Source organism: uncultured Ruminococcus sp., from assembly GCF_937915125.1.
Taxonomy (GTDB): domain Bacteria; phylum Bacillota; class Clostridia; order Oscillospirales; family Ruminococcaceae; genus Ruminococcus_C.
On record NZ_CALDMP010000021.1, the window covers coordinates 105917 to 118923 of the forward strand.

General features: G+C 48.0%; 16 protein-coding genes. 13 read left to right on the forward strand and 3 right to left on the reverse strand.

From position 1 onward, the window contains the following. Positions 1 to 183 precede the first annotated feature (183 nt). Both Q0418_RS02255 and Q0418_RS02260 read right to left on the reverse strand, forming a co-directional pair. The gene (locus tag Q0418_RS02255; protein ID WP_298481919.1) at positions 184 to 921 is read right to left on the reverse strand and encodes an N-acetylmuramoyl-L-alanine amidase; all 738 of its coding nucleotides are present in this window, start codon (positions 919 to 921) and stop codon (positions 184 to 186) included. Between the two features lie 102 nt (positions 922 to 1023). Next, entirely contained in the window at positions 1024 to 1953 is a 930-nt protein-coding gene (locus Q0418_RS02260) for a S1 RNA-binding domain-containing protein (RefSeq protein WP_298481920.1), read from the reverse strand. 354 nt (positions 1954 to 2307) lie between these two features. Between Q0418_RS02260 and Q0418_RS02265 the strand changes: the two genes are divergently transcribed. The 10 genes from Q0418_RS02265 to Q0418_RS02310 all read left to right on the forward strand — a co-directional run bounded on the left by Q0418_RS02265 (position 2308) and on the right by Q0418_RS02310 (position 9646). Continuing rightward, positions 2308 to 2499 carry a DUF951 domain-containing protein gene (locus Q0418_RS02265; protein ID WP_298481921.1) on the forward strand — a complete coding sequence of 64 codons (192 nt, stop codon included), beginning with the start codon at positions 2308 to 2310 and terminating at the stop codon, positions 2497 to 2499. Positions 2500 to 2560: 61 nt separating this feature from the next. Beyond that, positions 2561 to 3637 (forward strand): peptide chain release factor 1, encoded by a 1077-nt coding sequence (gene prfA / locus Q0418_RS02270; protein WP_298481922.1) that lies wholly within the window; start codon positions 2561 to 2563, stop codon positions 3635 to 3637. Between the two features lie 4 nt (positions 3638 to 3641). Continuing rightward, a complete protein-coding gene (locus Q0418_RS02275; protein WP_298481923.1) occupies positions 3642 to 4655 on the forward strand; it encodes an L-threonylcarbamoyladenylate synthase in 1014 nt (337 codons plus the stop codon). Further along, positions 4652 to 5293 carry a dephospho-CoA kinase gene (gene coaE, locus Q0418_RS02280; protein WP_298481924.1) on the forward strand — a complete coding sequence of 214 codons (642 nt, stop codon included), beginning with the start codon at positions 4652 to 4654 and terminating at the stop codon, positions 5291 to 5293. The genes Q0418_RS02275 and coaE overlap by 4 nt, the downstream gene beginning before the upstream one ends. A 49-nt stretch (positions 5294 to 5342) precedes the next feature. Continuing rightward, the gene (locus Q0418_RS02285) at positions 5343 to 6746 is read left to right on the forward strand and encodes an aminopeptidase (protein WP_298481925.1); all 1404 of its coding nucleotides are present in this window, start codon (positions 5343 to 5345) and stop codon (positions 6744 to 6746) included. 86 nt (positions 6747 to 6832) lie between these two features. Continuing rightward, positions 6833 to 7042, forward strand: a complete 210-nt coding sequence (locus tag Q0418_RS02290) for a hypothetical protein (RefSeq protein ID WP_298481926.1) — start codon at positions 6833 to 6835, stop codon at positions 7040 to 7042. 8 nt (positions 7043 to 7050) lie between these two features. After that, positions 7051 to 7824 (forward strand): hypothetical protein, encoded by a 774-nt coding sequence (locus Q0418_RS02295; RefSeq protein ID WP_298481927.1) that lies wholly within the window; start codon positions 7051 to 7053, stop codon positions 7822 to 7824. A gap of 11 nt (positions 7825 to 7835) precedes the next feature. Next, complete coding sequence (locus tag Q0418_RS02300; RefSeq protein WP_298481928.1) at positions 7836 to 8213, forward strand: EF-Tu/IF-2/RF-3 family GTPase; 378 nt, start codon at positions 7836 to 7838, stop codon at positions 8211 to 8213. A 92-nt stretch (positions 8214 to 8305) separates the two neighbouring features. Next, a complete protein-coding gene (locus tag Q0418_RS02305; RefSeq protein ID WP_298481929.1) occupies positions 8306 to 9397 on the forward strand; it encodes a DUF3810 domain-containing protein in 1092 nt (363 codons plus the stop codon). Positions 9398 to 9463: 66 nt separating this feature from the next. Next, positions 9464 to 9646: a DUF4250 domain-containing protein gene (locus Q0418_RS02310; RefSeq protein ID WP_298481930.1), complete on the forward strand. Its 183-nt coding sequence runs from the start codon at positions 9464 to 9466 to the stop codon at positions 9644 to 9646. Between the two features lie 63 nt (positions 9647 to 9709). Here Q0418_RS02310 and Q0418_RS02315 read toward each other — a convergent pair whose 3' ends face one another. Further along, the gene (locus Q0418_RS02315; protein ID WP_298481931.1) at positions 9710 to 10222 is read right to left on the reverse strand and encodes a shikimate kinase; all 513 of its coding nucleotides are present in this window, start codon (positions 10220 to 10222) and stop codon (positions 9710 to 9712) included. A 288-nt stretch (positions 10223 to 10510) separates the two neighbouring features. On the opposite strand from Q0418_RS02315, the gene Q0418_RS02320 reads away from it, so the two are divergent. From Q0418_RS02320 to Q0418_RS02330, 3 genes are all read left to right on the forward strand, one after another. Next, the gene (locus tag Q0418_RS02320; protein ID WP_298481932.1) at positions 10511 to 11197 is read left to right on the forward strand and encodes a FadR/GntR family transcriptional regulator; all 687 of its coding nucleotides are present in this window, start codon (positions 10511 to 10513) and stop codon (positions 11195 to 11197) included. A 36-nt stretch (positions 11198 to 11233) separates the two neighbouring features. Then, the gene (locus tag Q0418_RS02325; protein ID WP_298481933.1) at positions 11234 to 11977 is read left to right on the forward strand and encodes a putative ABC transporter permease; all 744 of its coding nucleotides are present in this window, start codon (positions 11234 to 11236) and stop codon (positions 11975 to 11977) included. Between the two features lie 719 nt (positions 11978 to 12696). Beyond that, positions 12697 to 12849 (forward strand): cyclic lactone autoinducer peptide, encoded by a 153-nt coding sequence (locus Q0418_RS02330; protein WP_298481934.1) that lies wholly within the window; start codon positions 12697 to 12699, stop codon positions 12847 to 12849. The last annotated feature ends 158 nt before the right edge of the window (positions 12850 to 13007 follow it).

Sequence of the window (13007 nt, forward strand, 5' to 3'; positions counted from 1 at the left end):
ACAGATTGGTTTTCATGTCATAGCATAAAGGCACCTCTAAAAATCCGCACACCCGTCATCTGTGGTGCATCTTTACGCCACATCTGACGGATTCGGGGTTTTTAGAGATGCCCATAACTCTATAAGTGGGAGCAGACCGTCTTACGCAAATTGCCGGATAGAAACAAGTATCTGATACGTTGCTCAGATAACAATAAATTCACTGCTGGCATAACCGATAATGCCCTGATAGGAGACAACATCCCATCCGTTGGTGCGGCTGTATACTGTCACGATACCGCCGTTGGGAATGGAACCGATGATCTGTCCTTGCACGGACGGAAAGCTGCGGATATTCAGACCGCTGCCGTCTGTGACGACTGTTCCCCGGAAAACGGGGCCGGCTTCAATGAGAGGGATGCCGAAATAGTCGCACAGAGACTGCACCAGATTGATGGCAATGGTAGTCAGATTGTTGCGAATCCAGTTGGCATCCTCTTCGTTGTCATGATAGCCGATCTCGCAGAGAATTGCCGGCGCTTTTGTCTGAGTCACTTCGCCCAGAGTTGTGGTAGGACGTGATGTGACCTTATCCGGCAGGGGATAGATACTCATGAAATTGTTTGCCGTAATGACTGCCAGCGTTTCGCTATATTTGTCATAGGGAGAATAGTAAATGTCAATGCCCCGGAGCTTTCCGGCGAGACTTTCCGGTGCCGCATTGCTGTGAAGTGCCAGATGCACATCGAAATAGCCGGCATTGGAATCAGCAATGGCACCAGCGACATTCCGGTCAGGGTCGTTCCGGACAAATGCAATACCGCTGGAACGCAGATATGGCTCCATGCGGTCTGCAATGAGATTCATATATTGTTCTTCGTTTCCGCCGCCTACGTATTCATTCCACTCCTGTGTGGATGGACTCAAAAAAACCTTTGGCATTTCATTGACCTCTTTTCCATGGAAAGATTGGGAAGCATTCTGCTTCTCTTTCAATTTATGCAATGCAATGGAAAATGGTGTGATAGTGTTGCAGAATTACTTTTATTGTTCTGTAAAAACAGTTTCAATGAGCCTGCCGGACTTCTCCGGGGTGTACTGCCAACGGTCGATATGGTCATCCTGGATGAAATATTGCATAGGCGCCGGGGGATCCGTATGCTCAAAGGCGTCGATGAGGATCAGCTTCACCTTCATTTTTTCTGGCAGAATGGCTTTGATATAGACGCTGGCGCACTGTCCGGTGGAAACACCTTCGTGCGGCTCTGCCAGTCCGGCGAGATTGGGTGTCAGTTCCACAAAAATACCGTAGGATTCTACGGAACGAATGATGCCTGCGACTGTCTGCCCGGCGGAAAACTGTGCGGCATTTTCTTCCCATGTGCCCAGCAGTTCCCGGTGGGTCAGGTGAATACGGTTGGGTTCTACCTGGCGTACAATAGCACGAATGGATTGTCCCACGGTAAACCGATCTCTTGGATGTGCGATACGGGACACAGAGATCGTATCAATGGGAAGGAGGGACGGAATACCGCAGCCGATATCCACAAATGCGCCAAAGCGTTCCAGATGAGTCACCCTCGCCGGAATAATGTCTCCCGGTCTGCACTGGGATAAATACTTCGCCCAGCATTCTTCCTGTACCGAACGGCGGGAGAGTATGGCAATGGGTTCGCCGGTTTCGTCCGTCTCCATACGCAGGATGCGGAAACAGACCGGCTTTCCGGCACGGGCAATGAGTGCGATATCCCTTGTGGTTCCCTCAGCAATGCCCATAGCGCCTTCTTCCCGGGGAATGCGCCCTTTCATACAGGGCAGCTGTACAGTCAGATCGTGGGAATTGTCGCAGAGAATGGCTCTGGCTTCTAAGATGGTTCCGGCATACATGGCGTGTTCCATAGCTGCAACGCTATGTAATGCAGCCTGATTTTCGGCTGTGTGGAGCCGGCTTCCTTCCGGTAAATAGTTGTTCATTTTGACCTCCCTGAAAATATATTGTCAACAAATTTGTGAAGTTGTGACTGTCGGCGGAACTTCCGGCGATAGTCGGATTGGTTTAGTGTATGTTCAGACAACACAGATTATGCAATGGGGCAGAAATGTCGCAGGAAAGAAAAACTGTAGTGCAAAACAAGAATAATACTTGTAAATTGTGGAAAAACACTCTTTGATTTTATGAAACTTCACCGGATTTTCACGTGCGCTTTTATTATTTTTATACAAAGACAAAAAAATATCTTCCGAAGATATTGCCTTATTTGAAGAAATGGGGTATAATAGAGAGTACTTATGTGATTCGAACGCAGTGCAGGCAAGGAGGGATCGGCAGTGGACGTGCGGCCGGCGGATATTCTGGTGATGAAAAAACCGCATCCCTGCGGCAGTAATACCATGTATGTGATCCGTGCAGGAATGGATTTCAAGCTTCGCTGTACCGGATGCGGCAGAGAATTCATGGTGCCGAGAAATAAGATCGAACGCCGGATCAAGCAGATTCAGCGTGAGACATCAGGGAACTGACAATATAATCATTCACGAAAAAATGTGTACGCAGAAAACAGAAGAAAGGCAGGAAAGCGGCATGCTTGAAAAGCTTCGGCAGATGGAAGAAAACTATCATCTCATGCAGGAAAAAATGATGGATCCGGATGTGATGTCGGACAATCAGCAGTATGCGCAGCTAATGCGGGAATATAAACATATGCAGTCCATTATGGAAAAGTATCATGCTTATCTGTGTGCGCAGAATAATTATAATGAGGCAAAGGAACTGCTGGATGCCGAGACCGATGCAGAGCTTCGAGAAATGGCACAGGCAGAACTGGAGAGCAGCAAGGCGGAAATGGATACGCTTCAGGAAGAACTGAAGCGGCTTCTTTTGCCGAAAGATCCTGATGATGACCGGAATGTAGTCATTGAGATCCGGGGCGGCGCCGGAGGTGACGAAGCATCCCTGTTTGCAGCATCCTTGTACCGGATGTATACCATGTATGCCGAAACACAGGGCTGGAAACAGGAAGTGCTGAATGCCAATGAGACAGAACTGGGAGGCTATAAGGAGATCAGTTTTTCCATTGAGGGAGAGGGGGCCTATTCCCGGCTAAAATACGAGAGCGGTGTCCATCGGGTACAGCGTGTACCTGAGACGGAATCCCAGGGACGTATCCATACTTCCACGGTAACAGTTGCTGTCCTGGTTGAGGCAGATGAGGTGGCTGTAGAGATCCAGCCCACCGATCTGCGGATCGATGTGTTCCGTGCCAGCGGTGCCGGCGGACAGCATATCAATAAGACGGAATCGGCAGTGCGGATCACCCATCTGCCCACAGGGCTTGTGGTGGAATGCCAGGACGAGAGAAGTCAGTATAAAAATAAGGATAAGGCAATGAAGATCCTTCGTTCCCGTCTGTATGAGCAAATGCTCCGGGAACAGAATGACAAAATTGCATCGGAACGTAAAATGCAGGTGGGTACTGGAGATCGTTCCGAGCGGATCCGTACCTATAATTTCCCCCAGGGACGCATGACAGATCATCGGATCGGTCTGACATTGTACCGGCTGGAGGATATCATGAATGGAAATTTAGACGAAGTATTTGACGCTCTCGCCACAGCAGACGAACTGGAACGGCTGGCAGGGCAGCAGGAAGAGGCGTAATAACGTGGAAACGAAACGACTTTCGGATTGTGCTTCTGATTTGCTGGAGGCTGCCGAGTTACTCAAAAATGGCCAGGTTGTGGGCATTCCTACAGAAACGGTATATGGTCTTGCCGCAGATGCCAGAAATCCTCAGGCAGTGCGGCAGATTTTCGCTGCAAAGGGCAGACCGGCAGACAATCCCCTGATCGTTCATCTTGCGGATATGCGTCAGCTGGGGGAGATTGCTGCGGAAGTGCCGCCTCTGGCAGAAAAGCTGGCAGAGCGGTTCTGGCCGGGGCCTCTGACGATGATTTTGCCGAAGCAGGCGCAGATTCCGGAAATCACCTCCGGCGGTCTGGATACTGTGGGGATTCGTATGCCCTCTCATCCGGTGGCACGTGCGCTGATTTTGCTGTCCGGCGTACCCATTGCGGCGCCTTCTGCCAATATTTCCGGCTATCCCAGTCCTACCACAGCAGAGCATGTGATGCGGGATATGCAGGGGAAAATCGCAGCGGTAGTGGACGGCGGTGCCTGTTCCGTGGGCGTTGAATCCACGGTCATTGCGCTGGAAAATGCGGATACTGTGCGGATTCTGCGGCCTGGATTTGTGACTGCGGAAATGCTGGAAGCAGTCGTTCCCCACGTGACGTTGGATCCTGCCATTCTGCATCAGCTGCAGGAAGGGCAGACTGTGCGGTCGCCGGGGATGAAGTATCAGCATTATTCACCAAATGCCCATGTGGTTCTTGTGGAAGGTACATGGAATGCATTTGCAGATCTGGTTCAGCAGCAGTCGGAGACAGGTATCTGCGCCCTTGTGTTTGACGGCGAAGGGAAGGAGCTTTCCGTGCCGTGCCTGACATATGGTTCAGACGGACAGGAGCAGGCACAGCAGATTTTTTCAAAATTGCGTGAATTTGACGATATGGGTGCACAGAAGGTCTATGTCCGTGCGCCGAAGCCGGAAGGGATCGGTCTGGCCGTCTATAATCGTCTCATTCGTGCGGCAGGATTTGAGGTGATACAGGTATGAACAGTCTCGACGGAGTTATGGTAATCGGTCTGACCGGGCAGACGGGTGCCGGAAAAAGCACAGTGTCCAAAGTATTTGTGCAGAACGGCTTCCGGCTCATTGATGCAGATGCGATTTCCCGTCTGGTGGTAAAGCGTGGTTCCCATTGTCTGGCGGATCTCCGGGAGTGCTTCTCGGATGTGATTCTGACAGCAGACGGCGAACTGGATCGCAAGGCAATGGCTGCCATTGCTTTTTCAGATCATCATAAACTCGAAATGCTCAATACCATTATGTATCCCTATATCATGGGAGAGATCCTGCGGATGATTCACCGCTTTTCCCAGCAGAATCACAAGCTGATCCTGCTGGATGCGCCTACACTGTTCGAAAGCCGGGCAGATGATTTCTGCGATCTCATTATTTCCGTGGTGGCAGAGCCGGAACTGCGGAAACATCGGATCATGAACCGGGATCACATTTCTGAAGAAGCGGCACAGAAGCGGATGCAGATGCAGCACAGCGAATCCTTTTTCCGGGAGCATTCGGACACTGTGCTTGAAAATAATACAACCTTTTCAGAACTGGAAGAAGCAGCGCAGGAATTGTCTGCAAAGCTCATCCGGTATTATGAGACCAAGTTCGGCGTACTCGTATGACTTTTCTTCATAAGAGTACCAAAAAGCATTGAGAATGGAGGAATTTCAGATGGAAGAAAAAACATCAGCAGCAAAGGAAAAGAAAGAACAGCTGTTTGCAGCGGCGAAACACGGCGCAAACCGGATCTCCGGGGAAGAGCTTGCAGCAAGCATGGCGTTTGCAGCGGATTACATGGCTTTTCTGAATGCATCCAAGACAGAGCGTGAGGCAGTCAAGAATGCTGTGACACTGCTGGAACAGGACGGGTTCAAGCCTTTTGCACCGGGTATGTCCTTGAAAGCCGGCGACAAGATCTATGTAAACAACCGGGGCAAGGCTGTGATTGCCGCCGTTATCGGTACTGCCCCCATCCGTGAGGGTGTGCGTCTTTGCGCAGCGCACATTGATTCACCCCGCTTGGATCTGAAGCAGAACCCACTGTACGAAGATCACGAGCTGGCAATGTTCAAGACCCACTATTACGGCGGTATTAAGAAATACCAGTGGACGACCATTCCGCTGTCTCTGCACGGCGTTGTGGTAAAGGCAGATGGCACTTCGGTTGAAGTAAATATCGGCGAGGATGCCGGCGATCCGGTATTCTGTGTTACAGATCTTCTGCCTCATCTGGCACCTCAGCAGATGAAACGCCCGGCAAATGAGATCGTCCGGGGCGAGGAACTGAACATTCTCGTTGGCTCTATGCCCTTTAATCAGGACGAGGAGAGCGAACAGGTGAAGCTGAACATTCTCAGCATTTTAAATGAAAAGTACGGCATGACTGAGACCGATTTCCTGTCGGCAGAGCTGGAAGCAGTTCCGGCGTTTCCGGTGCGGGAACTGGGATTTGACCGCAGCATGATCGGCGGATATGGACACGATGACCGTGTTTGCGCTTATCCGGCACTGCGTGCACTGCTGGACTGCAAAATACCGGTGCACACAGCTGTGACGATTCTGACAGACAAGGAGGAAACGGGCAGCGACGGTAATACAGGTTTGTGTTCCTCCTATCTCCCTTACTTCCTGGAAGATCTGGCGGATTGCTTCGGCGAAAAGGGACGCCATGTCATGCATGCATCCCAGTGTCTGTCGGCAGATGTCAATGCGGCATTTGACCCGACCTTCCCAGATGTCATGGAGCAGAAGAACTGCGCTTATCTGAATCACGGTGTCTGCGTGACAAAGTTCACCGGCGCACGTGGTAAGTCCGGCACGTCAGATGCTTCGGCGGAATTTGTGGGTACGATCCGCCGGGTACTGGATGCCGATGGTGTTGTATGGCAGACAGGAGAGCTTGGCAAGGTCGATGCAGGCGGCGGCGGAACCGTTGCGGCATATATTGCAAATCTGGACATCGACACCATTGATGTTGGCGTGCCGGTGCTGTCTATGCACGCACCTTTTGAGGTGGTCTCCAAGCTGGATGTGTATATGACTTATCGTGCGTTCAGCGCATTTATTGCTTCGTAATCAGAGAAAATATGGGGTGTCGGTGGAGTTTGGTTTGCCGGCACTCTTTGTTTTTCAAACGATTATCTGGAATAAGGGGGATTACTATGAGTCTTTTCCACAAAAAATCAAAACCGCTTCCCATTCCGGACGGCTTTACGCCGGAATCCATTCGCATGGAATCCAGTACCTGCACAGGCGAAACCACCATCGGCTTTTACAGTACGGCGGAAAAACGGCTGTGTTTTGCGGAATTGGTGCGCAATGAAGATGATGTGGATGCATTTTATGCGAAGTATGGGCTGGAACGGCAGTGAGAGAATGTATGAAAACGTTTCTTTATCAGGAATTACAGGAGCATTTTGTGTTTTTTCGATGCTTGTCCTGGGGTGGGTTTTCAGGAACTGTCACCGAAGAATCGGAACAGCGACAGCAGCGTATCTCAGAACTTCGGGCATATCTGGAACATCAGCCTTTGTCAGAGCATCAGGTGATCCTTTTGTACTGCCTTTTGACACTGGAACAGCTTTTTCAGGAAAATATCGGGCAGAAGATTGCAGATTTCTTCGATGCAGTACATAATGTGCCGGAAATGCTGCAACATCCGGAATGGAACCGGAGAGAGTTCTGGAAAATCTATCTCTGCTGGTTTCGAAAAAAATATGGCAGGCAATATTTTGAAGTGTTGAAAACATATTTCGTTCCCACACGGTATATTTTCACAAAGCAGAAGCGGCATTATCCCGCGGCAAAATCATTTCCGACAGATATGAAGTCCGGGCATCATCAGCACTTTTTGACTATTCCGAAAAATGCTCAAGGTGTGCAAGAGTACAGTTTTGATACTGAAGAAAAACCCAATTGTTTGACAGCTATTCTTCCGGAAGAGGAGTTCCTACAGTTGTGGGAAAACGTTTTTCCAAAGTGGAATCGATTTTGTCATCTGCAAATTGACGAGTTTGAATCAGAATCTATCCCGGCAGAACATCTGGAACAGTGCCGGGTGATCGTGGAACGATCCGGTGTTCAGGCACCTGTTCTGGACTGTGCACTGCGTCTGGCAGAACTGTATGGAACTTCCTTAGAAATGGATCTTTAGAGGTGAACGGAATGGGATTTTTTGATTTCTTGAAAAAGCCGAAAACTGACGTTGAATTATACTATGAAGAACGAGAGAAGCAGGAAAAGACTGCATCCTTGTTTTGCAATTTCGGGGAAAACGTAACTTTTCGTTTCACTGTTCAGGATGTTTTCTCCATTTCCGGCAGGGGAACTGTCGTTACTGGAAATGTGGAATGCGGTACTGTTAAAGTAGGCGATATCCTAACATTACAGCGCATCGACGGAACCAGCCGGGAGGTTTCTGTAATGGGGATTGCATTTTTTCGCAAAATGGTAAACACAGCCTCTGCCGGGGACAACGTGGGGATTCTCCTAGGTGAAATCAGGAAAAATCAAGTCGGGGAAAAGGATATTCTGATAAAGTGAGGAGTGTTTGACTTGTGATAACTTCACCTTCGAAAGACAGTGCAAAATGCAAAACACGGAAACATCCTTCCCTACGAAAAAGCACATGCTGCATGATCGCTGTCATTGTGCTCATGGTATTATTGAATCTGCTGGCATGGTGCAGCACATCTTTTTCTAACTGGTATGCTGAAACTGTTTTCCCACAGCTGAGCCGTATTTTCTCAAGGTTCTGCGGCTGGATTCCTTTTTCCGTGGGAGAAGTGCTGATCGCCATTGCCCTGTTTCTGGTTATTGCCCTGCCGCTGGCGTTTGTACTGTGCATGATTTTTGCCAGAGGAAAACGCTGGAAGATCAGTTGCGGCTTCGGGCGTGCGGTGGGTTGGATTTTGACGTACATACTGGTCACAGAAACATGCAATTGCTTTATTCTGTACCACGCCACGCCTTTCGGAGAACAATATTTCCAGATGCGTGACTATACCGGGCAGGAATTGCTGATATTGTACAGCGACCTGGTGGAAACGGCGAACGAACTGGCACCTCAGGTGCAGCGGAATGAAAACGGCAGCTTTGTGTTGCAGGACGATCTCTATGAGACAGCCAATGCCGCCATGCAGAAGCTAGGGGAGACTTATTCTCAGTTTCAGGGAAATTATCCGCAACCAAAGGAGATCGGCGCATCCTATATCATGAGTCAGATGAATCTGGCTGGGATTTATTTTCCATTTACACTGGAAGCAAATTATAACGGCGATATGCTGGATATCAACAAGCCCAATACTGTTTGTCATGAACTGTCCCATCTGCGCGGCAGAATCCAGGAGGACGAAGCCGGTTTTCTGGCATACCTTGCATGTACTGGCAGCGACAGCATTGATTTTCAGTACAGCGGCACCATTGCTGCACTGGAATATGTCCAGAATGCAGTGGTTTCCAGGGATATCACCGGGAAAGATGCGGTGCTGGATACCCTTTGTGATGAGGTACAGCAGGATATGTTTGTCTTTCTGCCGGAGGACTACTGGGAGACAAAGCAGGAAACCTTACCAGCAGTGGTGGCGACCCAGACTGTCCGGGAAACCTCTTCCGCAGCCATGGATACTTCCTTGAAACTCAATGGTGTGGACGACGGCAAACAGAGCTATTCCCGTATGGTAACGCTACTGCTGGCGTACTGGGATAGTCAGGGGAAACTTTCCTGAGATATCCTTGACTTATCTCCATTTTTGTGGTATCATGATGTACGAACTTTTTTCGGAGGTGAGAAAATGGCAGTGCCAAATGATCCGGTGATCCTTATGAGCTATCTGAATACCCAGCTCCGGGATCACTACGCTTCTCTGGAGGATCTTTGCAAGACCATGGATCTGGATCCGGCGGAGATCACTGCAAAGCTGAACACCATCGGCTATGTTTACAATGCACAGCGGAACCAGTTTGTTCCTGCATGAAAAAAGCGGAATACCTCCGGCAGTTACGCCGTGTATTCCGCTTTTATTGTTGTGAAATATGTGTTACTTTTTCAAGCACTGTTTTGCCGCCTGGAACAGCTTTTCGTTGCATTCTTTCAGCGAACAGCGTGTCAGGTCTATGGTAACATCCGCATATTGTTCATATAATGGGCAGCGTTCTGCATACAGTTCTTCCAGGGTGGTACAACCGCTGTGGCAAACAACACCCCGTGTGACCAGATTTCCCACACGCTGGGTCAGATCACCGAGGGCATGGTGCAGGTATATGACGGTGCCAGTGCTTTTGAGATATCCCATGGCAGCTTCGTGATAAACGGCACTGCCGCCGGTGGAAATAATCGCCTGATTGGTGTGGATGGACTGGAGCACAGTGCCTTCCAACTGAATGAACCCCTCTGTTCCGTTTTCCTCGATCAGATCCATCAGCGATTTCTCATAGGTTTCCATGATCACATCGTCTGTGTCGATAAAATGATAGGAGAGTTTTTCTGCCAGGGTTTGCCCCAATGTACTTTTTCCGGAACCTGGCATACCGATCAAGATAATATTTTGCATTGCCTTTCCCCTTCCTTTTGTCATATGAAATATCCCTATCATTTTATCACATTGTCGCAAGAATTGCAAGCCGATATGAAAACACAAAAGAAAAGTTACCCATTTGATGCAGAAACTTTTTATTTCCAATTTCTATCATTTTCCAAAATGAGAAAGTGCATAAAAATATCATCCAAAATTTCATAAATGTCGTTAGAATTGTTATATTTTCATGGTACAATGAGGTTGTTCCAAGCAAATAGAAAGTGTACGTTTCATACGGAGAAAAGACAGGAGATGAAAAGGATTATGCGCAACAGACAATTTTCTTATTTGTGTTTATTGGATGAGATCACGAGGAAACTTCAGAATGGTCAGCTGCACCAAGGCGATGCCATTTCATCTGAGGCAGAACTTGCGAAGGAACTGCGGCTGAGCAGGGGCGCAGTCCGGGATGCAGTCCGGGATCTGAATACGATGGGGATTCTGGCGCCTTCAAAAGAAGGCGGTTATCGGCTCATGGGAAATATGTCAGAAAGTATGAGCAAGTCTTTGCATGTTTTACTGCTGCTGAAGGAAGTATCACCTGTAGAAGTATGTCAGATGCGACGGGCGATGGAAATCACAGCACTGCCTCTGGCATTTGCACGCCGGGAACAGCTGGATATCCTGGAATTGAAAAATTATCTGGATCAGATTCAATGCGGCAATATTCTGGAGAATATCCGTGCAGATGAGGCAACCCATATGTGGCTGATGGAAGCGACAGGAAACCATCTGATGGAAAGCGTCATGCAGGCAATCTGGGAGATTTGTTCCACCCAGGTGAATCTGATTCTTTCCGGCGGTACAGAGCTGATACGCCAGAAGCTGGTGGGTGTTCATACGCAGCTGTATAAAAGCTTTGCATTAGGAGATATGGAGATGGGATTAGATGCCATTGACCAGCATTATGAGATCATCGAAGACGTAGTTACAGATCTGAAACTTGGATAGTGATTGCCCAGAGTCTTTGTGCGATGGAGGAATGACATGAACATATTTTTGACATTGGCGTTTCTGTTTTGTATCGGCAGTGTTGTGGGGTGGGGAATCGAGGTGGTATTTCGCCGCTTTTTCTCAGCGCATCACTGGGTAAATCCAGGATTTCTGGTTGGTCCGTATCTGCCTTTGTATGGTTCCAGTTTGTGTGTATTGTATTTGTTAGCAATGTTTGAACCGCTGATTGCGATTGAAAATGCCTGGCTGAAAAAGCTGATCTTGTTTCTTGGCATGGCAGCCGCCATTACAATATTGGAGTACGTGGCAGGCATAATTTTTATTCACGGCATGAAAATCAAACTGTGGGATTATTCCGATCAATGGGGCAATATCAAGGGCATCATCTGTCCGCTGTTTTCGTTTTTCTGGATGCTTCTCAGTGCCATCTATTATTTCTTGGTGCATCCGCATATTTTGTCCGCCTTGGAATGGCTCTCAGAGAATCTGGCGTTTTCCTTTGCCATTGGATTTTTCTATGGTGTGTTTGTACTGGATGTGGCTTATTCTACGCACCTGATGGTAAAAATCCGCGCCTTTGCGGCAGAAACCAATATCGTTGTTCGGCTGGAAGAACTGAAGGAAGATTTTCGGATTCGTTTCAAAAAGGGACATATTCATCGATTCTTCTTTCCGATGCATACAGGAACTCCTCTGCGTGAAATGCTGGAAAATCATTTTTCACAGTATGTCAGTGGAGAGAAACATCACGTCTCGCGAAAAAAAGGCGAAAAATAATCCCAGGATTCTGTGGAATAATATTGTAAAACAGCTTTGCACGAATGATGTGCGGAGCTGTTTTTTTTGTGCAGTGCTGCCTTAAGGCAACACCGCACAAAGAGCGCCTGACGGCTTTGCACGTCATATGCTTGCATCTTTTCCGTCATATTTCACAAAAATGCTCGTGAATACACAAAGTATTCACTGCGCTTTTTGTTTCATCTGACGAAAAATCTGACGGCGCATCTGACGCACAATCTTTGTGCGGTATTGCCTTAATTTGATCAGACCAAATTATAGTATGGAAACAGAAGTATTGGAATATAAAATCCACATTGGAATTTGCTGGGGTATCGTAAACTGACCGGATTCGAATCTGTTTTACCGTTTTTTACAAAACCAACGTTATTTTTTACATAATAAGAATTTTCGATTGAAATTATGTTATAATGCATATGGGAAATGTGGTAAAAGCAGTGAGATACTTCGCAGTGCAAAACCATTTATGAGTTTCGCGATTATACTTACAGCATGACCACAGATCGTGTTTCGAAATCTGAATGACAGATTTTTGCATTGGATCTTTTAAACAGGAATACGCAAAATAGTGTGTGGAAGATCTAAGGCAACACCGCACAAAGAGTGCCTGACGGCTTTGTACGGTATTGCCCTAAAAAATTATCTGAAAAGCAGATTCTTGACAAAGTTCCCTATTATAAAGAGGAGGTGAAGGAACCATGACAAAATGTATGCACATTTGCAGCCGTTTCGGCGGTCTGCTCGCTGCTCTGGCAATGATGGTCACAGCGTTGACAGTCAATTCCACATGTATTTATCTGACACATCAGGAAGTATTGCCGGAACAGGCGAAGAAACTGAGAAAGTTCTGATGCAAATGAAGCAGTAAAGGCAATACCGCACAAAGAACGCCTGGCGGCTTTGCATATCAGCGGTATTGTCTAATACGAATCCCTCAAACTCCAATAGAGGTGCCTTAAGGCAACACCGCACAAAGAGCGCCTGACGGCTTTGCACGTCATATGCTTGC